The sequence below is a fragment of the Bacillus sp. SD075 genome, assembly GCF_017355165.1.
Classification (GTDB): domain Bacteria; phylum Bacillota; class Bacilli; order Bacillales; family DSM-1321; genus Peribacillus.
Map to the genome: position 1 here is coordinate 153,710 of NZ_JADILK010000004.1, position 26,707 is coordinate 180,416.

Below are 26,707 nucleotides of genomic sequence, written 5' to 3' on the forward strand. Positions count from 1 at the left end.
ATCTATATGGTCAGTTCAGCCAAAATAAAGTGCCGCTATCGTATATAAAGCTCAGGTTAAATTTGAATCGTAATTGGATATAGATTTTCAAGTGACCAGTTCAACAAAAAAAAGACCCAATCAGGTCTTTTTTGTTGAAGTCGGCAAAAAAGCTTAGGTGAGCATGGCAATGATGCTCAGTAAAGAGCTGCCCCGAACGGAAAGCTGTTGTGCAGCATATGTTAATTGCTGTTCATCGAGCTGTTCCAGTAACGGCTTTAATTCAAGCAATTCATTTTCCAGTCCTTTAAGGTCTGTAGATATCTTGTCCACCATCAAGAGCACTTGCTCAGAATCAACAGTGGCTTCATACAAGACTTGTAACCGTTCCTTGATTTCAGTCAACGGCATATTCTGTTCTTTATACCGATTAATCACTTGAAGACGATTTAAAGCATCTTCTGTGTAATATCGATATCTTGACCCAGTTTTTTCATAGTTCAGCATTCCTAATTGTGTGTAATAGTCAATGGTTCTTCTTGAAACATTCGCAAGTTCAGCAAGCTGGCCAATCCGATATATATTCACCCAGATAGTCACCTTCTTTTAAAATCTACTGTTAACGATACTATAACATAACTATCCTACTATGGTGACCTCTAAGATGAATCTATTATACTACTTTATCCGAATGACCCTTCAACTGATTCTTGGCAAAATACAGGGCATCTTCCTTCGATTTAAAAAAGTGCTGTTTTTCTATCTTATGATACAAGCCAGTGCTGAGTAACAATTCCTTTGGTTGCTGCTGGATTCCGGAAATGATTAACTTCCCCTTATAGTTTCCGATGCGATTAACAATCGCCAATAGTGCAGCCTCTGCTGAAGTGTCCATATATGTTACCCGGCGCATGCTTAATACCAACACTTTCGTATTATCATCCAAGTTTGCCAATATCGATGACTCCAGGACATCTATCGAACCAAAGAAGAGGGGACCTTCCAAGTTATAGACATTGATCTTTGAATCCGAATTATCAATTGGGACAATCTCAGTAATCTCATGACTTCTTTCCCTAACCTTTAATGTGTGGCTCATTTTTGCAATGAAGGTGATGAATGCAATCAATAAGCCGATTCCCACTCCCATGATTAAATCAGTGAAGACAGTGACGAGGAAGGTGACTAGCAAAACCGCAGAATCTGCCGTCTTCGTTTTCAATACATGTGCGAATTCCTTTCTTTCACTCATATTCCAGGCAACAAACATCAGTATGGGCGCCATGCTAGCCAAAGGTATATGCTCTGCATATGGAGAAAGGACTAGCAAAACCAGTAAAACGACAACTCCGTGAATGACTCCGGACATCGGGGAGACTGCCCCGCTTTTTATATTGGTAGCTGTCCTGGCAATAGCCCCCGTTGCAGGTATCCCGCCAAAAAATGGGGTCGCGATGTTCGCGATTCCTTGCCCCACCAATTCCTTATTACTATCATGCTTGGTTCCCCCCATGTTATCAGCCACGGTAGCGGATAACAATGACTCGACACCGCCTAACAAGGCAATTGTAAAAGCAACGGGAAGGAGTGTGATAATGAGTTCCAATGAAAGCTCCGGTACTTGGAATTCCGGAAATCCTCTTGGAATCGCTCCATACGTGGAGCCAATCGTAGCCACCTTATCGGGAAATAAAAAGTAAGCTGCCATTGTTGATATTAACAGGCCCAGCAGCGGTCCTGGCACTCGTGGCAGAAGTCTAGGTGCCAGCAGTATGACGACAAAACATATAATTGCAACAATCACACTATATATATTGATCGTATCAGCTTTAATCACCAGTTCCTTCATGTTATCCATGAACGCTTCATGTTTTTCCACTTTCATACCAAAGAAGTTGGCAATTTGCCCTGAAAAGATTATTATCGCAATTCCTGTTGTAAATCCAATGATGACTGGACGGGGAATGAACTTCATCAAATTACCTAACTTAAGAAGACCCATCAAGACTAATATCATTCCCGCTAAAAACCCGGCAATAAGCAGACTTTCATACCCATATTGCATGACGATTCCAAATAATAAAGGAACAAACGCGCCGGTCGGTCCTCCAATTTGATACTTGGATCCACCCAAAATCGATATGAGGATTCCAGCGATGATTGTCGTATATAATCCGTAAATCGGTTCGACGCCTGATGCAATTGCAAAAGCCAGCCCTAATGGAATCGCTACAACACCTACAAGCAATCCTGCCGTTACGTCTTTTTGAAAACCCTTCATGTTATATCCTTGAAATCTAGAATCTTTTATCATCTTTTTCAAACTCACATCCTTATTCGTTTTGTAAGATTGGAATCTACCATCATCAGGAAAAATGACATACTTTCTTTTTAGAGGGAGTTGCTTGATCGAAATTAATCTAACTATTGTAGTTTTTTTCAATGGGACAAACCATTCGGGGGACTCTTCAAAACTGAGAAATAATCGTCATATGCACTCTCCTTTTGTAAGGTTATTTGACATGGTTCTCGACCACGCTTCAACATTATACAGTAAAACGTAAAACTGTACATTGTTAGCAACGTTAACATTTGTTTACAACTTTTTGCATCTTTTTACATTTGTGTTACAATTCAGGACCATACTTCCAGTCTGGTTAATTTGAATCCGGAGATTTAGACTACGAATCAGGAGGTTTGAACTTTGGACTAATTCCCCATACCGGAAACCTTGATTAATGACCAATAGAAAAAGCATGTTTTGAGAAGGAAGGATTGCTCAAAACATGCTCTGATAAAAATTCAGGACTCTATATACAGAAAGAGGCTGGGACATAAGAATTTTAGTCAACGATAAACCCGATCTATAAGCGGAATTTCCCGGCGAATAGATCGGGTCTTTCTTTGTTCTTTTCCATAGATTTTGTTGCTTTTTGAATCCTATTTTTAAACATCTAGTGTAATGGAGCGGAAGACAATCGACTCTGAGGGAAATAGAGGAAAGGCTGAGACCCCGCAGGATTGTGAAGTGCACCCCCTTTGTTGGACACATATCTAACAATAGGAGGTGCACTTCACCGCGGAAAGCGAGTGCCTTTCGTTCCAATCAACGGCTACATTGTACAACTCATAAAAATAGACAAACTTGATTTCCATTGAGTTTGTCTACAGTCTGACCCGTCCACCTTTGGGGGACGGGTTACACATATTCAAGATGTTACTAATCACTCCACAACCGGGAGCCAACCTTCTATCTGAATCAACTTTTCCCAAAGCTGATCTGGAATGATCAATTCATCCTGATCTTTTTTTGAGAGGGTAGTCCGGATTTCCGCTTCTTTTCCAGACCTGATTTTTTCAATCCAATGCGGTTCCATAAGAAGTTCACGGCCAAGGGCGATAAAAGGGACACCCGTTTCCATAGCTTCTGCAACTTCATCGGGTGTATGCAGTGATCCTACACCGACCACCGGGATACGATTACCTACTTTATCGTAAATTTTAACGATGCGCGACTTTGTCCTATCACTCTCACGGAATGAGCCATTCCAGAAGTGACCTACCGATATATGTAGATAATCCAGATTTTGATTCGCCAATCTATCAACGAATTGAATCGTTTCATCTAAAGTGATTCCAGGATTGCTACCTTCTTCAGGAGAAAGGCGATAGCCGATGATAAACGGCTTTTTCGCATGTTCAGCAACCGTTTTCTCAACTTCATTCACAATGGTAAGCGGGAAAATCAATCGTTTTCCCAGTGTTCCACCCCATTTATCCGTACGCCGGTTGGAGTGTGGCGAGAAGAATTGTTGAAGCAAGTACGTATTGGCACCATGGATTTCCACACCATCGAAGCCTGCTTCGATGGCCCTTCTTGTTGCTTCGCCAAATGCCTTAATGACATCTAGTATTTCATCTTCACTCATTTCCCGCGGTACAGGTGCTTCCTCACTGGAAGCAATGCCACTTGCAGATACAGGTTGGTTATCAGGCAATAATTCCGGCGGACTCTGCCGGCCTCCATGATATATTTGCAGAACCGCTTTTGACCCGTTGGACTGAATCGTTTCAGCTAGTTTTCTCAAGGATGGGATAAAGAAATCGTCATCTGCACTAAGTTGGCCCGGGAATCCCTTGCCACCAGCAGATACATAGGCACATGCCGTGACCACAGCACCTACACCAGCCGAGCGTTCAGCGTAATAGGCCAGTTCATCATCGGTTACAACACCTTGATCATCCGAAGAATAAGTGGTCATAGGAGCCATCATGATACGATTTTTAACTTCTACCCCTGAAGGAAATATAAATGGTTGAAAGATCTTTTCGTATTTTTGATTCATGCCAATCCTCCCCCTTTACTCTTAGTGGTGATGATGTCCGTGCGGTTCTTTAGAAGGGTTCGTGATTTCAAAACCTTCTTCAGGTACATAAAAATATTTAATCCAAACACCATCCAGAAATTCTTCTCGTGAATCAAGCAAAATATCGATATCTTTATCTGTTTTGACGATTTCATCATGCTCCGTCGGTGTATCTAGTTTCATGTCATAATGGGCATGATTGCCATGCATATGGGTAATATATACACGAATCATTTTCCCTTTGGCTTCTTCAGTGCTCAGCATTTTATGTAAGACCTTTGATGCGTGACGATTTATTTTGCAATTCATGTCCATTCCCCCAACAATAAAATTATCCCTATACTGAATTCTACCCAATTAAAGGCTATCAATAACATCCATTTTCACCCTTCATGATTGGGCATTCCCCGATCTGAAGGAAAGACGATGCCGATTTGCTTTCTTGCTTCATCCATGATTTCCATAGTCAACAGTGAGTTCGAAAATGAATTTATGTCAGACTCCATTTTCCCCTGCTGTATCAATTCAACAAATTCTTTCGCTTCATAATACATGGTAGGGCTATCCTGATTAACTGAAATATTTTCAGTGGTACCATCGCGATACTGGATTTCCACCGCTTGCGGTCCTGAAATTTTTTGAATGATGATGCTTCCAAGTTCACCTTGAATTTCCGATGGCAAATTGGATTCAGTAATCTTGGAAAACATGACGACTGCCTCCATTTCATCATAGGAAAGCAGAATCGTCCCCTGCCCATCGACTCCTGATTCAAGCATCGTTCCAGATGCCTGCACCTTATTGGGTTTACCGAACAGAACTACAAGTGGATAGAGGACGTAAATACCCAGATCCATTAAAGAGCCGCTGGAGAATTCAGGATTGAATGCATTCAGCACAGTACCTTGTTTATACGAATCATATCGTGATGAATATTGACAAAAGCTTCCCGAAAAACGTCGCACCTTCCCGATTTTATCCAGATTCCCCTTTATACTTTCGAAATTCGGCATGATGGTCGATTTCATCGCTTCCATCAATAGCACATCATTTTGTTTTGCTGCCTCAATCATTTCCATGACTTCTGCCGCATTTGATGCCATTGGTTTTTCACATAATACATGTTTTTTATTTTTTAAAAACAACACCGCTTGCCTGCAATGATGAGAGTTAGGGCTTGCTATATATACAGCGTCGATTTCATCGCTGGCGGCCATAGCTTCTAAATTCGTAAAAATCGTATGTACTTCGTATTTATTGGCAAATTCTTTTGCTTTCTCTTCTGCACGTGAATACACGGCGGTTAATGATAATTCCTCTACATGCTTTGCAGCCTCCAAAAATCGTTCCGTGATCCAATTTGTACCTATCACTCCAAATCTTATCAACATCCTATCTCCTTTCAAGCAAACTTAATTATGTCCTCAATATACAGACAATTCAATAAAAAACAAAGTATAATGAACACTCGCAACTGTTTAAATTGGATTTTTCAGGCAATATTCGTTTATAATTTTTTTATAATACCACTGCCATGATGTTTCTACATACTCCCTAAATGGGAAAAGAAGACTTAAAAGGAGCGTGTGAAGTTTATGACAGAATTAATGAAAAACAAAGTTGCCATCATTACCGGTGGAGGTTCGGGAATTGGCCGGGGCGCAGCACTCAAATTAGCTGAAAACGGCGCGAACATCATCTTTTTTGACCGAACAGTCGAAAATGCCGAAAAAGTGAAGGCAGAAGTGGAAAACCTTGGTCGAGAGGCTTTAATCATTAAAACGGATGTTTCCAAGGCTGAGCAGGTTGAACATGCCTACAAGTCAGCCTATGAACGTTTTGGGAAAATTGATTTTGTATTTGCAAACGCAGGCATCAACGGAGTGATTGCCCCTATAGAAGATATAAAGCCAGAAGATTGGGATCAGACACATACCATCAACCTCAAAGGCACCTTTCTCACCATCAAATATGCCATTCCCTACATGAAGGAAACGGGTGGCAGCATCGTAATAAACAGCTCCATCAATGGAAATCGATATTTTAAGAATTTTGGTTTTTCCGCTTATAGTTCATCCAAAGCTGGTCAAGTCGCTTTCGGAAAAATGGCTGCACTCGAATTGGCAAGATATAAAATCAGGGTAAATACCATTTGTCCCGGCTCCATCGATACGAACATTCACGATAACACATTCCCAGAAGATGAAAACTTGAAAAAAATCAGGATTCCAATTGAATATCCGCAAGGCTCTCAGCCCCTGGCGAAGAAAGCGGGTACTACCGAACAAGCCGGTGATCTCGTATTGTTTCTAGCATCAGACATGTCTTCCCATGTTACGGGCACGGAAGTTTATATCGATGGAGCAGAATCACTATTATGATTCATGCTTACCCCCTTAAAGGAAAAGCTGAAATCCACATCAGGATTTCAGCTTTTCCTTATTAAGCAACTTGACTTAACCCACGACGGGCAAGGAGTAAATAAGCGAACATGGCAATGACGTGACAACTTACCATCACAATACCCATCGGCATGGGTGACTCACCTGAACCTAATCCCACCAGGGGAGCCATTAATGATCCCAATATGAAGGGAAGCAGGCCAATTAATGCCGAAGCACTGCCTGCAGTTTTTTTCTGGTTTTGCATCGCTAAAGAAAAACTCGTTGTACCGACGATACCGACGCTTGAGACGGAGAGGAATAAAGCGAACAAGATTCCTGCCAACCCAATTTCGAGAAGGACTGAGGTAAGAAGTAATATTCCCCCAAACAAAGCTAGAAGTAATCCCATTTGAAGCAATTTTTCTTCTTTAACCTTCCCTGCCAGTTTCCCGGCAACTTGTGAAGCGATGATGATCCCAATTCCATTGATTGCAAAAATCAGGCTGAAGGCCTGTGGGGAAACCCCATAAATGTTCTGAAGGACAAAAGGCGACCCGGAAATATAAGCGAACATAGCGGCACTTATGAATCCTTGTGAAAAAGCATAGCCCATAAACACACGATCCTTCAATAAGTTTCCAAATGTCCTGATAGTGTCATTTACCCCACCGGCACTCCTTAGATTAGAAGGTAACGTTTCCTTTATCCCAAAAAATGCAGCTGCAACCATAATGATACTTAATACTGAAATAACGATGAAAACTCCCCGCCAAGAAGTGAACTGCAAAAGTTGACCACCAAAAACCGGAGCCAATATCGGGGCCGCCCCGTTCACCAGCATTAACATGGAGAAAAACTTGGTCAAATCCGTTCCTGAAAAAAGGTCACGAACTATCGCCCTTGAAATGACAATGCCTCCAGCTCCCGCAATACCTTGGATAAAACGTAATAATAAAAGCAATTCAATGGTTGGAGCAAAAGCGCATAATAGAGATGAAAGGCAATAAATGGATAAAGATATGATTAACGGCGTCCGCCTTCCTTTTGCATCACTTAGCGGCCCTAAATAAATTTGGCCTAAAGCCAATCCCAGCAAGCAGGCAGTCAAGCTCAGCTGCGCTAAAGACGTACTGCTTTTCAGATCCTCGGCCAGTGTAGGGAGACCCGGTAAATACATATCAAGTGACAGTGGTCCAATCGCTGCAAAAGATCCCAGCATAAGAGCCATCAACAGTCTTTTGGATTTAGTCATTTCGTTGCCTGATGCTATCGTTTCCTTCATTTCTATCATTATTATCCCGATCCCTTTCAACTAATTGTTTTTCCTAAATAAAACTCGACTTTCTTCATTTTACAAAAGATCCGAACAATTTACGATAAGTATGCTTCCTTGAATTGGATTCTTCCCTCCAGCACGCAAGTAAGTAATGCTTCAAAACTCAGAAATCTTCTATAAAGGACAAAGCATAGTACAGGAAATATACTTGAGGATACTTCGAACCACAGAAAAACTCTTAAAGGTATGAACAATTCCCCATAAAAAATGACCCCATTTTGGAGTCATTTCAGACTGTAGACAAATTCGAAGAAAGCCAATTGCCTACATTTCTTTATTTTTAAAGAACGTTCCAGTTGCATTAGAACTCCCCTCCCTTTCCGCCAACTGTGCCAAGCCTCATCAAAGCAAGCGCCTGTGGGGTCCCGGCTAGCCTGTTATTCGGCAGGGGTGTCGCAAATTTCTTCAATCCAATAATGATTATAGTAAAAAACAAGAATAGATTATCCTTTTGTCAAATGCGGGTTTTCTATCTAAATTTCTAAACCAAGTTGATTGGAGTCGATGTTCGTAGGGGACCCCACAGGTGCAAAGAGCGCCGGGGCTACCGCCCGCGAAAAGTGAGTGCCTGGAGGCAACATTCAAATTTTACAGACCCTCAAAAAAGCGTTTCAGTTGTTTTCCATTCCGAACCTCCTTATAGGGTCATTTTGATTTATTCAACAATACTAAATTACGGGGAGTGTCACCAGATAATCCCTCCATCAAGTTTTGTACGGCAAGAGTTGCCATTTTCAATCTTGTGGCAATACTAGCACTTCCGATATGCGGTAATGTAACCACATTGGGCAATGTTAGCAGCGGGTGGTCCACAGGGACGGGCTCTTCTTCGAATACATCTAATCCAGCCGCCCATATCTCTCGATTTTCCAGCGCTTTGTACAACGCCTTTTCATCGATAATCCCGCCTCTTGCGGTATTTATCAGCACAGCCGTCCCCTTCATTAATTCCAGCTGCTCCTTGCCAATCATATAAGCGGTTTCCGGTGTCAGCGGCAGCATGACACAAACGAAATCCGAGATTTGGAGCAATTTTTCAAGGGGCTGATATTCGATTCCTAATTCTTTTTCCTGTTCATATTTACGGCTTCGATTAAAATAAATCAAGTTCATATCAAATCCCTTAGCTCTTTTTGCAAGGGCCTCCCCAATCCGGCCTAATCCAATGATACCCAGCGTTGCACCGTGTACATCTTGTCCGGTCAGCTGCATCGGCGACCATGTTTCCCACCTTCCACTCCTTAAATAATCTTCTGCCTCCATCATCCTTCTTGCCGTTGCAAGCAGTAAGCCGAAGGTTAAATCAGCTGTCGTTTCCGTTAAAACCCCTGGTGTGTTCGTTACCAAGATGCCTCTTTTTGTTGCACTTTGAACATCAATATTATTATGGCCCACTGCCATATTCGCGATGATTTTCAGATTAGGTGCCTGTTCTATTAGTGACTCATCGATTTGTTCCGTCAATAAGCAAAGCAGCCCCTCGACTTCTTTCATTTCTTCTTCAAGGACTACTCTAGGGACCGGTATATCCTCTTGACCCCACATCCTGACATCATATTTCCGGCTAAGACCTTCGATGATTTGTTCTGGCAATTTCCTTGTAATATAAATTTTCGGCTTCAAACCATAACCTCCTATACCGTTTCGTTCCATGGAACGCATTCTTGCACCATTCGTGGCCTTCAGATTTCATTACATACTAATTAATTATTAAGAATATTGGCTAAATTACTGGCTTTTTTATTCAATTTTAAAATAAACTAGATAAATAGACCATCCATTTCCATTCAATCTTACCATTAAATTTCTCGATTGGTTGGAAGCTTCCGCTTGACAGTTTCAGTTCATTCACCTAATCATAGAATAATAACCCTTTAAATTCTATTCGGTCATTAGTAATATCGCAATTTTGCAGATGAAGTTTATCTCGATTTAGGAGGATATGGGACGTTCATGAAAACGAATACAACATTTAAAATTTATCCAATTATAGCTCCAAGCGCTCTATCTTTAAAAAGTATAAACTTTTATTTAGTTAAACAGGATGGATCATTAACATTAGTCGATGCAGGTATGAATGATGACGTCTGCTGGAATGCACTGCAGCAAACATTAAAGGAAAATGGATTTACGGTTGGAGATATCACGGGAATTTTGTTAACCCATCACCATGGGGACCATGTTGGTTTGGTCAACCGGATTACCGAACTCCATCCGATTCCCGTTTATGCCCATTCTAAATCCATTCCCCGTTTAAAAAGGGACCCTGGCTTCCTAAGTATGAGAATTGAATTTTATAAGCAGCTTTACCTTGAGATGGGCTGTGGTGAACTTGGTGATAAACAAGTGGCTTACCTATTCAACGCGGTCGATAATAATAAAGATCAAAAATTGAATGGTGACATCATCCCGATCACGGAAAAACAATGGCTGAATTTTGAGGTGATCGAATTTCCCGGGCATGCCCCGGATCAAATTGCTTTCCTTGACCAAGAAGGGAAACGGCTTCTTGCCGGTGATTTATTGATTGAACATATATCAAGCAATGCCTTGATCGAACCAGATGAAAACGGTAATAGAATGCTGACTCTTGTAGATCATATCGATTCATTAAAACGATGTTTAGCATTACAGGTGGATCTCCTCTTCCCTGGTCATGGGAACATCATAGAACAACCTTTTCATCTGATTGAAAAAAGACTCAACAGCATAGAGAGAAAATCACAAAAAATCCTGACCTTGATAGGATCCGGAATTTCTACAGGAAATGAACTGGCAAAGGAATTTTACAAACAAAAGTATATAGCAGAATTCCCGCTCGTCATGTCAGAAATCATCGGCCATTTGGATTATTTAGAATATCAGGGGAAGGTCAAGAAACAGCTCGTTGAAAATGTTGTTCATTATCAAGCTAAATGACATCAAAAAAGAGATTGGGACATCCCCAAAGACGAATCATTCTATTTAATATAATGCTATTTTCGTATATATTGTTTTTATTCATCCATTCAAGCTGTAAGGACAAGTTCATTCCATTGCGCTACAGACACTCGCTTTCTGCAGGGAGGAAGCGGAGCCTCCTCGGCAAGCCTGCGGGGTCTCAGTCTTTCCTCTATTTCCCTTAGTAGTCGATTGTCTTCCGCCCCATTACACTAGATTTTTAAAAATAGGATGCTAAAAGCAACAAAATCTATGGAAAAGAACAAAGAAAGACCCGATCTATTAGCCGGAAATTCCGCTTATCGTTCGGGTTTATCGTTGACTAAAATACTTATGTCCCAGCCTCTTTTCTTGCTGATTAACTCACACACATACTACAACCTCTCGGGAAAAAATGCCTTTCCTGGCCACACAGCGATCAGCAATTTCAAATCCTGCTTCTTTAATCATATGATCCATCGTGTCGATCGTTACGACGACGACCTTGTCAGCAAAGCTCCTGGCATGTTTAAGGATCGATAGCTGATCTTCCGGCGTCGCATGTGTATATAAATTGTAAGGCATATCGATAATCGCTACATCATATTTACTGGTGACCTCCGAAATGGGACCTGTAGTTACATCACCTTCGAGTCCGAAATAGGCAATGTTCTCCCTAGAACCGTCCGTAACAAGCGGGTTGATATCCCGGCCAACAATATTGATCCCCATCGACAGGGCTTCTACCAATACCGTTCCAATTCCGCAACATGGGTCAATTGCCTTCACTCCATCCGGATGTGGAACGGCTATGTTGGCAATAGCCCTCGCCACTCTTGTGCTAAGCGCTGTTGAATATTCACGGGGTTTCTTCATATGTTTTAACCAAACCGCTTCAGGTTTGATATACTTCCCAAAATACCAACGTCCGCCCAGGGTCACGATTCCAAAGACCTGATCAGGATTACGGACATCAGCATTCCCCTGAATGTGCCAGCCAATCTCCCGTTCAATTTCACGCTGTCCATCATAATCTATTTTTGCGTCTTTATTCAGATCATTAATTTTCACGAATAATACTTTGAATGTCGAATCAGGCAAATGAATTCCCTTCACTTGCTCAACGATTTCGGATACGCTTTCCCCTTCAAACATGACGTCGACCCGTCCTTTTATAAAAGGGCTCCTGCTCGGTTCAATAGCTATATCACTTTTCAAAATATTTCCTGAAGTTTCAAAGCCGAAGAACGAGCGCATCTCCATTTTAGATAATGAGCGTTCGTCAGGGCTGCATGTAAACGTATATATATATGCCGGTATGCGGCTATGATTAGTCAATCCATTCCCATCCTTCATTACTTTAGATTATATCTTTCTATCAAACATAGCTGTAATAGTATAGAAAAGCAAATGGAATCGTGCAGAAAAAACCAGGAATGCTTTTCTTTCAACACTCCTGCTGTTATTTTTTCAATGTTCCATCACTATTCGAAGGGAACTATCAATCCAATTTATGCAGCCGGCTATTTATATACTCTGCACGGGCCTCAATGAATTTCAGGATGAATTCGGGCTCATTATCAAATTCCGCCTTGTTTCCCTTGATATATGGATCTTTTGAAACATAAGGCCTTATTTGATCATGCATATCCTGAATGATAGGTTTCATATAGCCAACGTTAAAATGATTGTTCAAAATCTCCTTAAGAAGTTCTTGGTATCTAACACGAAATCCCCTTACATCAAGGATTCTAGCAGTCAACGTATTAAACCCCTCGATTCCCACATAATCCTCTTCCATCACTTTCCCGTTAACATCCCTGCCCCATGTCGCATCATAATCCCATGGAATCATTTCAAAGAGTCCAGTATCTCCATTTCGATACAAGGCATAGTTATGAACGAACCCATCGTAGTTTTGCGTGAATATGACACCTGCCAGCCAGCGGAGATACTTTTCCACATCGACATATTTTACGATTTCCTTTTCAAAATCCACCCTTGAAATAGTATTGATTTGAATGATTAACTCTTGTAAATATAATTCATCCTTTGCTGCCCCGCATTTTTTTTGATAGCCCTTCTCCAATGATTTTTTGATTCCTTTATCCAGATCGCTCATCAATGAGAAATTGGCATCACCATCTACAGCATAGAAAATGGACCCTTTGGGCAACCCCCTTTTCTTCAAATAATATTCATCAACCGATTCCAATTCCAGGTATATCCCTTCGTCCTTTCCATTCAGATTCAGGAAAACGAACTGGGAGGTTGGTGATAAGATGCCTATATCCGCAAAAAAGTCTAAAGATAATTTATTTCTTAGCAAGGATTTATCTTTATATTCGGCATTTAAATGAACTTCCTTGGCATTCTTAAATGTATTAGGTTTATAAAAGACTACATTATAGGATTTTTTGCGAAAACCGCGGATATGTGAGCCACGGTAAACAATATCAATATCAAGTTTTTTTCTGTTAAGCGTTAACTTTGCCGGCAAAGGATCATTGCACCATATATCCCTGCGAAGTTCCATTAAATTAACTGGTGGAATAAAAAGCTGGTACACAGGTAGCTTCTTGTCAGAATTCATATAATCCTTCCCTTTCACTTTCCTATTAAATTATGGAAAAAAAGCGAAGGATGTCACCAAAAAAACACTTTTTTTAGAAAGATTAGGAATTATCTTTAGCACATCACGTACAAGCAACATAGTTTAATGTATAGAAAGGGGGATTATATATGTCAGACATCATTCGTGACATACAAAATGCAGTGGATAGAGCCAATTCCATGGGATTAAGCGATTTCATGTTTAAGGACCCACATTCAAAAGGTCGATCTTCACGTTCAAGCAACAAAAAAAAGCGCTCTACTTCCAGCACAAAACGTTGCATGGGCAGGAATCGGTCCACTCGTGGTACTCATAGGCGCACGAGTAGGTCCACTTGCAGTACGCAAAGGCGCACCAGCAGGAATCGGTCCGCTTGCGGCACTCATAGGGGTTCTTGCTGGAAACGATCCACTTCCGGCATTCAAAGAGGCTCTTGCTGGAAACGGAGATCCACATGCAGCAGACAAAGGCGCACCAGCAGAAACCGGTGCTCCTCCAACAACTGCAGGTGGCTCTGCTGCAATAACTTTCGCAATAAACGGAAATGGTGCTTCTAGCTACATGGATCCGTTTTAATGTACAATTCATATTTTTACTGGTTATTAAGCATTGCTTTAAAGTCCAACGTCTATATAAAAACACAAAAACTCGCCGTATGATGGCGAGTTTTGTGTTTTTATAATTATCACGATTGGTCATATCCATCCAAATGTCCCTTTCTTAAACCATAAAAAACATTGCCATTTATAATGAGAGTGGACAATTTAGTATCGGAAACATTATTACCTAGATGATTTACTGTTCAATTAAATTTGCTAACGATTGAGAAATACTAGCCAATTGGTCGAATATATCAAACTTACCTACTACTGTTAGACCAACTGTAGTATAATCCTGTTGAACCAAGCCAGCTGCAGGTTAAAATCAGTTCCACTAATACTTTCACTAAATCCGCAGTTCCATCATTTATATGCCATGTACCCGATTCTATAAAAAAGGACCTTCCCCTCATACATAAGGTAGGATCCTTCCAGTTTCGCTTATTTCACGGAGACCAATTCGAACTGTGCATACACATCCTTCAGCCCTGCTTGAATGGCTTGACCAGCCTTCCCACGATAATACATTTGCACACGATCAATCAATTCTTCGATACCATCTTTCACGCAATAACCGCGCAGCAGTTGACGAATGAATTCCCTGCCATGATCTGTAGCAAGTGTACAGGAAGCCTCGACTATTACTCCATATTTAAAGTCAAGCTCTACCGTGATCGTGATGGAATCATATATATTTCTCGCCGCCATCCCTTGTGGAAGCTTTGCATGCCCTGCAATAAAGTATGTGTTCATCATCTGATCTCCTCTATCTATAGTTAATGTACGGAAACTTGCTCGAAGGGCCATGCAGGCAATTGCTTACGAAGCTCTTTATCTTGTCTGTAGCCAAGTGCGTATTCACCCTGCATTACAGTATGAATCTCACGGGTTCCTTCGTAAATGACCGGTGCCTTTGAATTCCGCAGAAAACGTTCGACTGGATATTCATCCGAGTAGCCATAGGCGCCATGAATTTGAACGGCATCATTGGCCGCTTCGTTAGCAGCATTACATGATATCCACTTGGCAAGTGATGTTTCCTTCGTATTCCTTTTTCCTTGATTTTTTAAGGTACCCGCTTTAAAGACCAGCAATCTTGAAATCTCTAAATTTGCTGTCATCTTGGCAATCATCTGTTGAACGAGCTGATGCCTGCCAATCTCTTTTCCGAAGGTACTTCGTTCATGGCAATACTTCAAGCTTGCTTCCAGACTTGCTTCTATTAACCCTACAGCGCCTGCGGCCACTGTAAACCGGCCGCTGTCCAATGCCGACATGGAAATTTTAAAGCCTTCACCCTCTTCGCCTAGCCTATTCTCCACAGGAACTTTTACATCCGTTAAAAAGATTTCACCGGTATTCCCGGCGCGAATACCTAATTTCCCTTTAATGGCTTTCGACTCCACTCCCTCAAAAGTCCGTTCCACAATAAAGGCAGTGATTCCCCTTGAACCGGCATCATGATCAGTCTTGGCGAAAATGAGGAAGTGATCGGCATAATCACAGAGGGAAATCCATGTTTTAGATCCGTTCAGGATATAATGGTCCCCAACACGTTTTGCCGTTGATTTCATTGCCGCAACGTCAGATCCTGCATTCGGTTCAGTCAGTCCAAAAGCCCCGATTTTGGTCCCTTTAGCCTGCGGAACTAAATATTTCTGTTTTTGTTTCTCCGTCCCCCATTGCAGCAAGGTCATGCTATTCAATCCTGTATGTACAGAAACAGCAGTTCGGTAAGCCGTATCGCCTCGCTCCAGCTCTTCACAGACGATGGCCAGGGTATTATAATCCATTCCGACCCCGCCATACTCTTCCGGTATACAAACGCCCATCAACTGCAATTCCGCTAACCTTTTTAAAATATGTGGCTGGAATTGACCTTGCCTATCCCACTCTTGAATATATGGGATAATTTCCTTATCCACAAATTTTCTTACCACTTTCTTCACACTTTGCTGCTCTTCTGTTAATTCGAAATTCATCATTAAAATTCCTCCTAAATAATTTTATTTTCCTTGAATTTGCTTATTTGGTCCGGGCTATATCCAATTTCCGCTAAAATAAAGTCGGTATGCTCACCATACAGCGGCGGATGCTTTCTCATCGTAACTGGCGTTTTCGAAAGGTTCAGGGGCGATCCCGTCACTCTAAGATCTTCGATTGTGGGATGTTCCATGTTCACCAACATGCCTCTTGCGATAATTTGTGGATCCTCGAACATCTCTGCGATATCATTAATCGGACCATTGGGTATCCCTGCATCATCAAACAGCCTTTTCCATTGTTTCTTTGTCTTTCCGCTCAATGAATCCTCTATTATCGGTATTAATTCTTCCTTGTTGAGCAAACGTTTTTCATTATGCTTAAACTGTTCCAGCTCAGCTAAATCAGGTCGGCCTATAACGGCTGAAAATCTCCTGAACTGCTCATCATTTCCTACTGCCACAACAAGCTCTCCATCGCTTGTCCGAAACGTCTGGTATGGAACGATATTGGGATGTTGGTTTCCCATCCGTTCAGGGGTCAAGCCACTGAATAAAAAGTTACTGGCGACATTCACCAATGAAGAAACCTGACAATCCATTAAAGAAATATCAATTTCCTGTCCATCCCCCGCTTTATCCCTATGATGTAAAGCGGATAAAATGCCAATGCACGTATACAAGCCAGTCAATATGTCAGCTATGGCCACCCCGACTTTCACCGGTCCCCCATCTTTTTCTCCTGTGACGCTCATCAAACCACTCATCGCTTGAATGATATAATCATAGCCCGGTAAATCTTTATAAGGACCGGTTAAACCAAATCCCGTAATCGAGGCCATGATCAGTTTAGGGTTGCATTCCTTTAAATTTTCATAACCTAACCCCATTTTTTCCAATGTACCCGTCTTGAAATTTTGAATCACTATATCCCCTGAAGCCACTAACTTCCGGAAAATCTCTTTCCCTTGATCCGACTTTAAATTTAAGGTCATGCTTTGCTTATTTCGATTGGCACATAGATAGTAAGCGCTTTCTCCTTGGGCGAATGGCGGACCCCATCCTCTCGTTTCATCCCCTGACTCATGATGCTCGATTTTAATTACATCGGCACCCAAATCACCGAGGATCATTGAACAAAAGGGCCCTGCCAAAACACGGGATACATCGATAATCCTGACACCTTCCAAAGCTCCATTCATATCATCACCCCTTTCAAACTGTCGGGATACACAAAAAGAGCCAGTAAAACCAACAATGTCATTACATTGAATGTTTCACTGACCCTTATCCACGAACTGTCTTCCTGCAAAGGAAGATCAAGTGAACCAAGTCAATTTTTATGGATTCCAGTTTTATGACAAGCCGGCCATGCAACAAGGTAACTTGCTGTCATCGGTTTGGTAAATTAAGTATAGTACTATTGTTTGAATTTTGCAATATTTTTTTTGGATGTTTTTATTACTTCCTTTCAAATATACTTTGGCATATTCCCGTTTCATAACCATTTCGAAAAAATACATCCAGGACTCCCTCAATCCATAGTAATCGGAATTGCCTTTATTCTTTTGGCATGTGATGATTGAATATGCATAGCTGACACTATTAAAATGAATTTATCATACTTTCAATCATCGGTCGAAAAACAAGGAGAGATTAAAAGGGAGATGGCGATATGGACAATAAAAAAAACGAAATAATCGAAGCAATTAAGAAATTCCAAAAAATCATCATTCATCGCCATGTTAATCCAGACCCGGATGCATTGGGATCACAACTCGGATTAAAGAAGCTATTGAAGCACTCCTTCCCTTCTAAAGAAGTCTTTGCGGTAGGCGAGGAAATCGATAAGCTTCTATTCATTGGTGAAATGGATGTCATTTCCGATAAAAAATACGATGGTGCCTTAGTGATTGTTTGTGATACTGCCAACATTTCACGGATCAGTGATTCCCGCTATGATCATGGGGACATGCTTATCAAAATTGACCACCATCCCGAATATGAACAATTTGGTGATCTTTCTTGGGTTGACCCTTCTTATAGCTCTGCAAGTGAAATGCTTGTTGATTTATTCTTGGAATTTCCAGAAGGCTTTATCATGAATAAAGAAGCGGCTATATCCTTTTACGCAGGGATAATTAGTGATACAGGAAACTTCATGAATGGGAATGCCACTCCCAGAACTTTAAAAATGGTTTCGCACTTAAGAACTTATAATATTCAGCCAGAAAGAATCCACAACAGCCTTAATGTAAAGGCGAAAAACGCTTCCCGACTTCAAAAAGACATTCTCATGAGCTTCAAGGTAACCGATAAAGGGGTGGCTTACTTCATTATTACGGAGGATATTTTAAAAATGTATGGTGTGGATCGACTAGAAGCTTCGAATTTAGTCAATACGCTATCAAGTGTAAGGAGCAATAAAATCTGGGCTTTCTTCATCGAATATCCTTCTGAAATCCGTGTCAGGATACGTTCACGGAATATTCCCATCGCTTCAATCGCACGTCAATTCAATGGAGGAGGACATCCACTGGCTTCAGGCGCAGCCATCCATTCCTGGGAAGAGGTTGATCAAGTTATCCAAGCACTGGATCAAGTCTGTCCATAACAGGATGTACATGATCTCTTTACCATGACAGCAATCCATTCCATGCCGGGTTTATATGTAGGGCTTTACCTGATTACAAAAAAAAGCGCCCAAGCCAGGATGGCTGTGGCGCTTTATTTCAATTTATTTGGACACTTCTTCAAGAATTGATAAATCGATCAAGCCTTTTATATCACTGCTTGGGATATAACCAGCTTCTTTGCTAATGTCTGCCATTTCTTGTATGACTTGCTCATTAACTTCCGTTGTCACTTCAAGGCGTGAAAATGCTGAAGCCACTTCTTCTTTACTTAATTCTTTACCAGTCAGTTCCTTTAAATGCTTAATAACCAGTTCTTGGCTTTCTTCAGGATTGTCTTGAATAAATTTCACCGCTTTTTCATGCGCTTTCAAATAGGAAGCAGCGAGCCCCTTTTTATCCAAGAACTTCTGGCTTGCAGCCACTACCGTGTTAGGTGAATCTTTTCCCCATGCAAATTGATCCCAGTTAAGCACTAACGTTCCTTTTGCCTGATTTTCCAATACATAACCCCATGGTTCCTGGGTAGCTGCTGCATCGACGGATTTTTGGACAAAAAGGGCGGTTGTGTCAGCAGGTGCTGCCGCATAAAGCTCAACTGTCCCCCCATTTGTAGTTGGTTTTAAGTCAACATCTTGAAGTGCCTTCCTAAGCATGACATCCTGTGTGCTCCCAATCACGGGAATCGCTACCTTTTTACCATCCAAATCTTTTAAATCCTTAACCTTGCTGCCCTCGCTCGCCACTAATACGGCGCCTCCATTAACAGCCCCGGAGATCAGGTGGTATTCAGGGTTTTTTACGTAAAAGTTTAGCAATGGACCAGGTCCGACCGTTCCTACATCAATAGCGTTTGTGGCCATTGCTTCCATGAATAATCCGCCATTGGCCACTGTTTTGGTTTCAATCTTAACATCTTTACCGAACTCTTCTTCGAAAAACCCTTTTTCAAGTGCAATGATTGTTGCACTGTGAGTTAAGTTAGGAAAATATCCGATTTTCACGGATTTTTTCCCCGAAGCTTCTCCATCTTCATCATTACTGCTGGTTTGAGTGCATCCGCTTACTATTCCAATTAGCAATACAGACAGAATAAGGGCAAAAAATGATTTTTTCAGCATATTTTTCTCTCCTTTTGAACTATTATTTTATTAAACTAGCGTTGATTCACTCCCCATTTCAGTTGAACATTACGTTCAAGGCGGGAGAAGACAACATTATCCACAATTGTTCCGATGATTGCGATGATGATCATCACGGAGATGACCAAATCCATTTGTCCCAGTGATCTGCCCATTTCCAGCAATTGTCCAAGACCGCCTCCCCCGCCAAGTAATTCACCGGCCATCAATGCACGCCAGGAAAAGGCCCATGCAATCCGCAGACCGGATATTATTTGCGGGACGGATGCTGGTAAAATCACGGTGCGAAGAAAATGAAATCCGGTCGATCCATATGTTTTCGCAACCCGCTGATACAGCTGGGGTACATTCCGGAATCCACTGGTTGCATTAACCGTCATCGTCCAAGTTGCGCCGATGGTGACGATAAAGAGAATCGAAAAATCATTCAAACCAAACCAAATGATCGCTAAAGGGAACCAGACGATACTCGGGATGGACTGTAATGCAGTCACGACGAATCCTAACGTGTCTTCAACCAATTTAAAGCGCCAAATGAAATATCCTAATATTAGCCCTACTATAATGGCAATCGTAAAGCCAATCAGGATACGACCAAGGCTTTTTCCGATCGCTTCGGTTATTTGTCCGCTCATCAGTCCATTAAAAAGTGTTTCCAAAACCTGAGTCAGGCTCGGGAACATGAAATCCGGAAGACTGGAAAGTCTAGATGTGACTTCCCATATCCCCGCTATCATCGCGATGAATATGATTCGTCTTAAAGCTGTAATCATTCCCCATTTCCTCCTTCAGCACTTTTTCAATTTCCTCCTGTAAAATCGATAGAACCCTTTGTTCTGTATGCAAAGTTACACTATCCGGCATAACTCCATCTTTCATGGAAGGGACGGAAATCGTCTCTTTAATTTTCCCGGGACGGGTTGCAAAGACGATGATTTTTTCGGAAAGCTGAACAGCCTCACGAATATTATGGGTAACGAAAAAGATTGTCACTTTAGTTTTTCTCCAGATTTCGAGCAACTCTTTATGCAAGACCATCCTCGTTTGCTCATCAAGTGCAGAGAATGGCTCATCCATCAGCAGGATATCCGGTTCCATCACCAACGCTCTTGCGATAGCCACCCTCTGTTTCATGCCCCCTGAGAGTTGATGCGGATAGGAGTCAACATATCGGCTGAGGTGAACCATCTTTAATATGTCCAATGCCTTGGCTTTAGCCTCTTCATTGGGAATTTTCTTTAACTTCAGTCCGTATGTAACATTTTCAAGTACCGTCAACCAAGGAAATAACCCCGCCTCTTGAAACACTACGACCCGTTCCGGTCCTGGTTTCATCACTTTTTTCCCAGCTACACGTATTTCACCAACATCTGCCTTATCAAGGCCGGCAATTAGATAAAGGAGTGTGGATTTACCACATCCAGAAGGACCAACGATCGAAACGAAGCTTCCTTTCTCGACCTCTATGTTTATCTTATCGAGCACCTTTATGCTTTCTTTCTTTTCATTCTTAAAACTTTTTTCAATGCCATCTATAGTTAAATACATAAAGTCACCCCGCTTTTATATCGCATCGATTTACTAAACATTATTTCTTAATAATGATTAATCCAATGGTTTTTGTCAACTATAAAAATGCAAAAATTCTAATTTATCGGTATCTTTCCATCCAACTATCAACGCATCGATAAATATTCCAATTTTACATAAAGAGACATATGGACAAATTCCATTCAACAAATAAAAAACCTAAGCCCATTCCAAGGCTCAGGTTAATTTTGAATATCTTTTTTTAATTAAGTTATCCAGGTTATCCGCACTCTGTCGTTGACATTAAAAAATCCTGCTTCCATACAATTTATCCTTCATCTTTTGTGTCCTTGCATGCAGAGGCTTTTTCAAAATGATACCTAAGATGAGCGTGATTATTAAAAAGAGAATCAAGATAAAAATGTCCTTTCCAGCTACGCTCCAAGTTATTCCCCCAACGGATTCACGAAGTAAACCCACTGCATAGGTGAATGGCAAGAAAGGGTTAATATGTTGAAAAAAGGGCGGTGTGACTTGAATCGGGAAGGTGCCGCCTGAACTTGATATTTGAAGGACCATTAAGACGACGCTTATTCCTTTTCCAACATTTCCAAGAACGGAAACCAAGGTGTAGACAATGAGTGTAAATACTGTACTTATCAGAACGGAAAACAGGACGTACTCAAATTTATCCGCTACATAAACACCAATAAGGATGATATTCCCAATGGAAACAATAAGAGCCTGCATTACCCCAATGATGAAAAATATAAGATACCGCCCGATATAAATTTGATACGGGCTGTAGACTTTTTGAGAAACTCCCACACTAAGCATGGAAATCAATATTGTACCGCCTACCCAAAGGGAAAGTGCCGTAAAGAAAGGAGACATGGCGGACCCATAGTTCGGAATCGGAAAAAGACTGTGTTTATTGAGCAGTACTGGTTCTGAAAAAAATTCGCTTTCTTGTTCGATATCATTCTTTAGGAAATCGATCACTTCTTCCATATTATAAGCTTTATCGATTTCCCTCATTTTATTAGCTAGAGCCTTTATTTTCGTTTCGATTTCCGGAAACTTATTCTGTAACTTATCAATGTCCCCTGTACGTGTTTCCAATGTTCGATTGGTCTCATTCAACGCCACCTCTGGTAGAGCCTTGCTGCCCTCCTCCATCGTAAGCTGGACATTATTCAATCTTGTTTCCGTTTCATTCCAGATTTCATTGAATTTTGGCCCTGTTTCCTTTGAATAACTCTCCTGGAATCTTGCCAAGACTTGATCATTATCCCCGCCAAGTTCGATAAGATTGCCGAAGGCCCGGTTATTCAGCGCTTGGAGTTGGTTCGAAGTATTATCCCTAAGTTCATCAACTAGCTGTATTTCTCCCTGAAACAAGTTTTTCTCATTAAATTGATTGACTCTCATCAATAAATTATACATACTGTCCAAAAGGTATAACTCTTTATTTATCCTCATTACCCCTTGTTCAACTAGCTGATCCGACTCGTTTTCAGGCAACTCCTGCCCCGTTAACCGGTTCGCCAGCACTAGAATGGATTCATTATCGCTCCTGATGTTCGCAATATCATTTCTCAAAAGGGGATTGATTCCTTCGAATGCCTGCCTTGTTGAATCTACATAACTAGAGACGTCCGATACCAATTTGTCCTTCTGCGACGTTATTCCTTCTATTGAATCCAGGCCATCATTAACTCTCTTAATGATATCTTCAGCCTTTTTAACATGAGTTTGAACGGTTTTGATAGTTTGTTCAAGCTCAGGGAGTTCACCCTCTAATAAATACACCATATTCTTCATTTTTTGAATCGTCGGCAACTCGTTTTGCAAGGTGATCCCCAGTTCATTAAAGATTGCAAGGATACTCCCACTGGCTGATTTGATAAAGGTTTTGCTCACATTGTCCACAATGCTGTTGGCACCCGCTGCTGTAATTTTAGGAGCAATGGAGTTGATTTTTTCATTTACATAGTAATCAATCTCCGCCTTCTTAGGGTCATCGGTCATGATCGTCGCAATATGTTCTGAAAAATTCTCCGGAATGATGATGGATGCATAAAAATCTCCCTTTTCCACCTTTGCTACCGCCTCTTTTTCCGATGTGAATCTCCAGCCTAAATCCTTATTCTCCTTCAAGCCCTCAATGACTTCCTTACCTATGTTCACAGCTTCGCCATTTAACTCCGCACCTTCATCATTATTGGAAACACCGACAAGAATTCCCTCCGTATTTGCATATGGGTCCCAAGATGCGACAATATTAAACCACGCATAAATGGAAGGGATGAACATGAGAAAAACAACTACAATACAAACAAAGAAATTTTTATAAATGCTTTTTAAATCGTCAATGAAAATTTCCTGAATATTTCTCAAAACATACCCCCGTGCAAAGTATTTTGATACTATTATTCGAAGAAATTTCTTAATCGATACTAAGTAAACATATCCAAGGATTAATCAAACCAAATAAAAAGAAGCAAGTAAGGGGATGCTACTTGCTTCTAAATATCACTTATCTTGCATAACCTTGAATGCATATTTCGTCCGGGATTCATATATTTCATTTGCTGCCAACTTGGCAGTAGCAAATGAAGGATTGCTTATCATATTCGGGGGGATTTGTGTTTCCAAACAAACCCCTAAATGTTTTTGTGCTTTTTTCCCACGTATATCGATATCACCTTGCAACGAGTTTCCTGAATAGATCACTACACAAGGTTGGTCCGTTTCCATTTCAAGTTTCCTGCCGCTTTCTCGGTCGAACAAACATATTTCTTCCTGATTGTTGATGTTTAAAAGAAATGGATGATCATAGCCGCCACCGACCAATTCAATTTGCTGTTCACTGCTGTCAATACCCATACCTAGCTTCTTGCTTTCCCTAAAATCAAAGGCCGTATTTTCCACAAATTCAACTCTGCCTGTCGGGATGAAAGAAGAGTCAAGTACCAGGAATCTATCACTCTTCAATATTAATTCATGCGATAAAATATCCCTTTTAAGATTCCCGCTTAAATTAAAATATGAATGATTGGTTAAATTCACCAATGTTGTTTTATTTGATACGCCTCGGTAAGATATGATCAGTTCATTTGATTCATTTACCGTATAGGTCACTTCGATTTTGAGTTCACCCGGAAAACCTTCTTCACCATCAGGACTCGTATAAGTGAAGGTAATGTGCGCCTCATCCAATGAATTTTCCAATGATGAATCCCATACTGCTCGGTGAAAGCCATTGGGACCGCCATGGAGGTGGTTACCGTTTTCATTTTTGGCCAGTTTATATGTATTCCCATCCAAAGTGAATTCAGCCTTTTCAATTCTGCCGCTTACTCGGCCAATGATTGACCCAAAATAATGCGAGTTCCTTTCATATTCTTCTAGGGTATCAAAACCCAACACGACACTCTCTTTTATACCGGTTTTATCGGGCATCAATATATTCGTAATGATGCATCCATAGTCAATACAAGTGAACTCCATCCCGCTCTTGGTTTTCACAGCATAAGACTTAATCACCATTCCATCCAGTTCACCAAAGACACTTTCGGAAACCTCCATTTCATCTCCCCCAATCCTGCACAATCATGCTCTTTAGCCTTTTTTGACATCATTCAGAACCCCTACTTAAAAGAGTCTTCTGCATATCAAGCTGTTTCATTCCACATGTTATCCATATCTTCAAGCTTTTTCCCTTTTGTTTCAGGTATGAACTTCCAGACAAAGAAAGCTGAAAGAACGCTCATTAACCCATAGAACCCGTAAGTCATCGCGCCACTGTATTCCATCATCATTGGATAGGTGGCGGAAATCAGGTAATTGGCAATCCATTGAGCAGCTACTGCAATGGCAACTGCCTGTCCACGGATTTTATTAGGGAAGATTTCGGAAATCAACACCCAACAAATTGGACCCCACGACATCATGAATGATGCCGTATAAACAATGATAAATAACAAAGTGCTTATGCCGATTATATTGGCATATGCCATGCCAGCTACACCAAACATACCAATGGCCATTCCAATGGAGCCCACTATCAGTAATGGCTTACGTCCCCATCTGTCAACCGTCATGATCGCAATGATAGTGAAGATCACGTTGACCATCCCCATGATGATCGTTTGCATCATGGAAGCATCCTTCCCCGCTCCCATGCTTTCAAATATCCGTGGCGCATAATATAAAGCGACGTTGATACCCACGAACTGCTGGAATACGGAAAGCATGATCCCAATGACGATCACTAATTTCCCGTATGATAATAGTTTTCCCGAGGAAACATTCATCGTTTTTTTAATTTCACGGAAGATGGAGTTCGCGTCCGCCGATCCATTAATTTTGGTCAATATGGACAGTGCTTTGGCATCTTGATTCTTCAATGCTAAATAACGCGGTGTTTCCGGTACGAATAGTAAAAAAAGGGCAAACAATAACGCAGGGATTGCCTCTGAGGCAAACATATATCTCCACCCCAAGTCATTGATCCATTCTATGGGCTGCCCATTCGCGATTGCCCAGTTTACAAAGTATACAACCAACATCCCCAGAATAATGGCAAATTGATTGAAAGACACCAATTTTCCGCGAATATCAGCCGGCGCTATCTCCCCAATGTATATAGGAACGATCGCTGAAGCCAGCCCTACACCGATTCCTCCGATTATTCGATAGAGATTGAATGTAAGCAATAGAGCTATGGTCGGTTCTCCTTTTGTAAAAAAAAACACCTCGGGATATGCCGAACCAAGAGCCGACAATAAAAAAAGGATTGCAGCCACAATCAATGAATTTTTCCGTCCGAATTTACTTGCGAAAAAACCTGACAGCAAGCCACCGGCTATACATCCGATTAATGCACTGGAAGTCGTGGCTCCATGTGCTAGGGGGCTTAAATTCAAACTATCGATAAAGTATACTTCCAAAGCTTTTTCCGCCCCTGAAATGACAGCGGTATCATAACCAAAGAGTAGTCCTCCCAGAGCAGCTACCAATGTAAGTGAAAAAATATAAAGTGAGTTCCGATTTTTATTCATAATTTATTAGATCAGCATTTCATTAAATAAAAGAAAGCGGTTACCTAAATGAGGGAACAAATCGACCTATCCATGCCGTAACCTTTAACAAAAATGATCATCCCTATAGGAACCCTGATCAGGTCTTTTAAATAATTTATAATGCTTCACTATTCC

The 26,707-nt window shown here is 41.1% G+C and carries 23 protein-coding genes and 1 pseudogene; 5 read left to right on the plus strand and 19 right to left on the minus strand.

What is annotated here, in order from left to right:
• Nucleotides 1–153: 153 nt before the first annotated feature.
• The 5 genes from IOC57_RS05275 to IOC57_RS05295 form a co-directional block, all read right to left on the minus strand.
• Nucleotides 154–567 carry a MerR family transcriptional regulator gene (locus tag IOC57_RS05275; RefSeq protein WP_207437723.1) on the minus strand — a complete coding sequence of 138 codons (414 nt, stop codon included), beginning with the start codon at nucleotides 565–567 and terminating at the stop codon, nucleotides 154–156.
• 85 nt (nucleotides 568–652) lie between these two features.
• Nucleotides 653–2,293, minus strand: coding sequence for a SulP family inorganic anion transporter (locus IOC57_RS05280; RefSeq protein ID WP_207437790.1), 1,641 nt, complete (start codon nucleotides 2,291–2,293; stop codon nucleotides 653–655).
• Nucleotides 2,294–3,203: 910 nt separating this feature from the next.
• Nucleotides 3,204–4,325 carry an NADH-dependent flavin oxidoreductase gene (locus tag IOC57_RS05285; protein ID WP_207437724.1) on the minus strand — a complete coding sequence of 374 codons (1,122 nt, stop codon included), beginning with the start codon at nucleotides 4,323–4,325 and terminating at the stop codon, nucleotides 3,204–3,206.
• A gap of 21 nt (nucleotides 4,326–4,346) precedes the next feature.
• Nucleotides 4,347–4,655: an iron-sulfur cluster assembly accessory protein gene (locus IOC57_RS05290; protein WP_207437725.1), complete on the minus strand. Its 309-nt coding sequence runs from the start codon at nucleotides 4,653–4,655 to the stop codon at nucleotides 4,347–4,349.
• Between the two features lie 74 nt (nucleotides 4,656–4,729).
• A complete protein-coding gene (locus IOC57_RS05295) occupies nucleotides 4,730–5,734 on the minus strand; it encodes a Gfo/Idh/MocA family protein (RefSeq protein WP_207437726.1) in 1,005 nt (334 codons plus the stop codon).
• A gap of 207 nt (nucleotides 5,735–5,941) precedes the next feature.
• On the opposite strand from IOC57_RS05295, the gene IOC57_RS05300 reads away from it, so the two are divergent.
• On the plus strand, nucleotides 5,942–6,727 hold the full coding sequence (locus tag IOC57_RS05300; protein WP_207437727.1) for an SDR family oxidoreductase: 786 nt from the start codon (nucleotides 5,942–5,944) through the stop codon (nucleotides 6,725–6,727).
• A 61-nt stretch (nucleotides 6,728–6,788) separates the two neighbouring features.
• Here the strand turns inward: IOC57_RS05300 and IOC57_RS05305 are convergent, their stop codons facing one another.
• The 3 genes from IOC57_RS05305 to IOC57_RS05310 form a co-directional block, all read right to left on the minus strand.
• Entirely contained in the window at nucleotides 6,789–8,021 is a 1,233-nt protein-coding gene (locus tag IOC57_RS05305) for a multidrug effflux MFS transporter (protein WP_396020768.1), read from the minus strand.
• 346 nt (nucleotides 8,022–8,367) lie between these two features.
• The gene (locus IOC57_RS25700) at nucleotides 8,368–8,502 is read right to left on the minus strand and encodes a hypothetical protein (RefSeq protein ID WP_286184544.1); all 135 of its coding nucleotides are present in this window, start codon (nucleotides 8,500–8,502) and stop codon (nucleotides 8,368–8,370) included.
• Nucleotides 8,503–8,711: 209 nt separating this feature from the next.
• Nucleotides 8,712–9,689 (minus strand): 2-hydroxyacid dehydrogenase, encoded by a 978-nt coding sequence (locus IOC57_RS05310; protein ID WP_207437728.1) that lies wholly within the window; start codon nucleotides 9,687–9,689, stop codon nucleotides 8,712–8,714.
• Nucleotides 9,690–10,019: 330 nt separating this feature from the next.
• Here IOC57_RS05310 and IOC57_RS05315 point away from each other — a divergent pair, with 330 nt between their 5' ends.
• Nucleotides 10,020–10,985 (plus strand): MBL fold metallo-hydrolase, encoded by a 966-nt coding sequence (locus IOC57_RS05315; RefSeq protein ID WP_207437729.1) that lies wholly within the window; start codon nucleotides 10,020–10,022, stop codon nucleotides 10,983–10,985.
• A 384-nt stretch (nucleotides 10,986–11,369) separates the two neighbouring features.
• Here IOC57_RS05315 and IOC57_RS05320 read toward each other — a convergent pair whose 3' ends face one another.
• On the minus strand, nucleotides 11,370–12,341 hold the full coding sequence (locus tag IOC57_RS05320) for a TRM11 family SAM-dependent methyltransferase (protein ID WP_207437730.1): 972 nt from the start codon (nucleotides 12,339–12,341) through the stop codon (nucleotides 11,370–11,372).
• 145 nt (nucleotides 12,342–12,486) lie between these two features.
• Complete coding sequence (locus tag IOC57_RS05325) at nucleotides 12,487–13,578, minus strand: CotH kinase family protein (RefSeq protein ID WP_207437731.1); 1,092 nt, start codon at nucleotides 13,576–13,578, stop codon at nucleotides 12,487–12,489.
• Nucleotides 13,579–13,727: 149 nt separating this feature from the next.
• On the opposite strand from IOC57_RS05325, the pseudogene IOC57_RS26450 reads away from it, so the two are divergent.
• Nucleotides 13,728–13,805: pseudogene (locus IOC57_RS26450) on the plus strand (CotG/ExsB N-terminal domain-containing protein); the annotation flags it as partial.
• A gap of 97 nt (nucleotides 13,806–13,902) precedes the next feature.
• The gene (locus IOC57_RS05330; RefSeq protein WP_207437732.1) at nucleotides 13,903–14,175 is read left to right on the plus strand and encodes a hypothetical protein; all 273 of its coding nucleotides are present in this window, start codon (nucleotides 13,903–13,905) and stop codon (nucleotides 14,173–14,175) included.
• 464 nt (nucleotides 14,176–14,639) lie between these two features.
• Here IOC57_RS05330 and IOC57_RS05335 read toward each other — a convergent pair whose 3' ends face one another.
• Genes IOC57_RS05335 through IOC57_RS05345 form a run of 3 tightly spaced genes read right to left on the minus strand, consistent with a single transcriptional unit; the run spans nucleotide 14,640 to nucleotide 17,382 of the window.
• Entirely contained in the window at nucleotides 14,640–14,951 is a 312-nt protein-coding gene (locus tag IOC57_RS05335) for a DUF3870 domain-containing protein (RefSeq protein WP_207437733.1), read from the minus strand.
• Between the two features lie 23 nt (nucleotides 14,952–14,974).
• Nucleotides 14,975–16,180, minus strand: a complete 1,206-nt coding sequence (locus IOC57_RS05340) for an acyl-CoA dehydrogenase family protein (protein ID WP_207437792.1) — start codon at nucleotides 16,178–16,180, stop codon at nucleotides 14,975–14,977.
• Nucleotides 16,181–16,194: 14 nt separating this feature from the next.
• The gene (locus tag IOC57_RS05345) at nucleotides 16,195–17,382 is read right to left on the minus strand and encodes a CaiB/BaiF CoA transferase family protein (RefSeq protein ID WP_207437734.1); all 1,188 of its coding nucleotides are present in this window, start codon (nucleotides 17,380–17,382) and stop codon (nucleotides 16,195–16,197) included.
• 473 nt (nucleotides 17,383–17,855) lie between these two features.
• On the opposite strand from IOC57_RS05345, the gene IOC57_RS05350 reads away from it, so the two are divergent.
• Nucleotides 17,856–18,794 carry a DHH family phosphoesterase gene (locus IOC57_RS05350; protein WP_207437735.1) on the plus strand — a complete coding sequence of 313 codons (939 nt, stop codon included), beginning with the start codon at nucleotides 17,856–17,858 and terminating at the stop codon, nucleotides 18,792–18,794.
• 123 nt (nucleotides 18,795–18,917) lie between these two features.
• On the opposite strand, the gene IOC57_RS05355 is transcribed toward IOC57_RS05350, so the two are convergent.
• From IOC57_RS05355 to xylE, 6 genes are all read right to left on the minus strand, one after another.
• Nucleotides 18,918–19,934, minus strand: a complete 1,017-nt coding sequence (locus tag IOC57_RS05355) for an aliphatic sulfonate ABC transporter substrate-binding protein (protein ID WP_207437736.1) — start codon at nucleotides 19,932–19,934, stop codon at nucleotides 18,918–18,920.
• A gap of 35 nt (nucleotides 19,935–19,969) precedes the next feature.
• Entirely contained in the window at nucleotides 19,970–20,728 is a 759-nt protein-coding gene (locus IOC57_RS05360) for an ABC transporter permease (protein WP_207437737.1), read from the minus strand.
• A complete protein-coding gene (locus tag IOC57_RS05365) occupies nucleotides 20,661–21,503 on the minus strand; it encodes an ABC transporter ATP-binding protein (protein ID WP_063232114.1) in 843 nt (280 codons plus the stop codon). Before IOC57_RS05365 ends, IOC57_RS05360 begins: the two co-directional genes overlap by 68 nt.
• Nucleotides 21,504–21,788: 285 nt before the next feature.
• Complete coding sequence (locus IOC57_RS05370) at nucleotides 21,789–23,885, minus strand: YhgE/Pip domain-containing protein (RefSeq protein ID WP_207437738.1); 2,097 nt, start codon at nucleotides 23,883–23,885, stop codon at nucleotides 21,789–21,791.
• A gap of 135 nt (nucleotides 23,886–24,020) precedes the next feature.
• Nucleotides 24,021–25,076: an aldose epimerase family protein gene (locus IOC57_RS05375; protein ID WP_207437739.1), complete on the minus strand. Its 1,056-nt coding sequence runs from the start codon at nucleotides 25,074–25,076 to the stop codon at nucleotides 24,021–24,023.
• Nucleotides 25,077–25,162: 86 nt separating this feature from the next.
• Nucleotides 25,163–26,551, minus strand: coding sequence for a D-xylose transporter XylE (xylE, locus tag IOC57_RS05380; RefSeq protein WP_207437740.1), 1,389 nt, complete (start codon nucleotides 26,549–26,551; stop codon nucleotides 25,163–25,165).
• Nucleotides 26,552–26,707 lie beyond the last annotated feature (156 nt).

Excerpts from the sequence above, each read along its gene's own strand:
- IOC57_RS05280 (WP_207437790.1), bottom strand. The coding sequence starts at position 2,293 with ATGATAAAAGATTCTAGATTTCAAGGATATAACATGAAGGGTTTTCAA.
- IOC57_RS05285 (WP_207437724.1), bottom strand. The coding sequence starts at position 4,325 with ATGAATCAAAAATACGAAAAGATCTTTCAACCATTTATATTTCCTTCA.
- IOC57_RS05290 (WP_207437725.1), bottom strand. The coding sequence starts at position 4,655 with ATGAATTGCAAAATAAATCGTCACGCATCAAAGGTCTTACATAAAATG.
- IOC57_RS05300 (WP_207437727.1), top strand. The coding sequence starts at position 5,942 with ATGACAGAATTAATGAAAAACAAAGTTGCCATCATTACCGGTGGAGGT.
- IOC57_RS05305 (WP_396020768.1), bottom strand. The coding sequence starts at position 8,021 with ATGATAGAAATGAAGGAAACGATAGCATCAGGCAACGAAATGACTAAA.
- IOC57_RS05315 (WP_207437729.1), top strand. The coding sequence starts at position 10,020 with ATGAAAACGAATACAACATTTAAAATTTATCCAATTATAGCTCCAAGC.
- IOC57_RS05320 (WP_207437730.1), bottom strand. The coding sequence starts at position 12,341 with ATGAAGGATGGGAATGGATTGACTAATCATAGCCGCATACCGGCATAT.
- IOC57_RS05325 (WP_207437731.1), bottom strand. The coding sequence starts at position 13,578 with ATGAATTCTGACAAGAAGCTACCTGTGTACCAGCTTTTTATTCCACCA.
- IOC57_RS05335 (WP_207437733.1), bottom strand. The coding sequence starts at position 14,951 with ATGAACACATACTTTATTGCAGGGCATGCAAAGCTTCCACAAGGGATG.
- IOC57_RS05340 (WP_207437792.1), bottom strand. The coding sequence starts at position 16,180 with ATGAATTTCGAATTAACAGAAGAGCAGCAAAGTGTGAAGAAAGTGGTA.
- IOC57_RS05345 (WP_207437734.1), bottom strand. The coding sequence starts at position 17,382 with ATGAATGGAGCTTTGGAAGGTGTCAGGATTATCGATGTATCCCGTGTT.
- IOC57_RS05350 (WP_207437735.1), top strand. The coding sequence starts at position 17,856 with ATGGACAATAAAAAAAACGAAATAATCGAAGCAATTAAGAAATTCCAA.
- IOC57_RS05355 (WP_207437736.1), bottom strand. The coding sequence starts at position 19,934 with ATGCTGAAAAAATCATTTTTTGCCCTTATTCTGTCTGTATTGCTAATT.
- IOC57_RS05360 (WP_207437737.1), bottom strand. The coding sequence starts at position 20,728 with ATGATTACAGCTTTAAGACGAATCATATTCATCGCGATGATAGCGGGG.
- IOC57_RS05365 (WP_063232114.1), bottom strand. The coding sequence starts at position 21,503 with ATGTATTTAACTATAGATGGCATTGAAAAAAGTTTTAAGAATGAAAAG.
- IOC57_RS05375 (WP_207437739.1), bottom strand. The coding sequence starts at position 25,076 with ATGGAGGTTTCCGAAAGTGTCTTTGGTGAACTGGATGGAATGGTGATT.
- xylE (WP_207437740.1), bottom strand. The coding sequence starts at position 26,551 with ATGAATAAAAATCGGAACTCACTTTATATTTTTTCACTTACATTGGTA.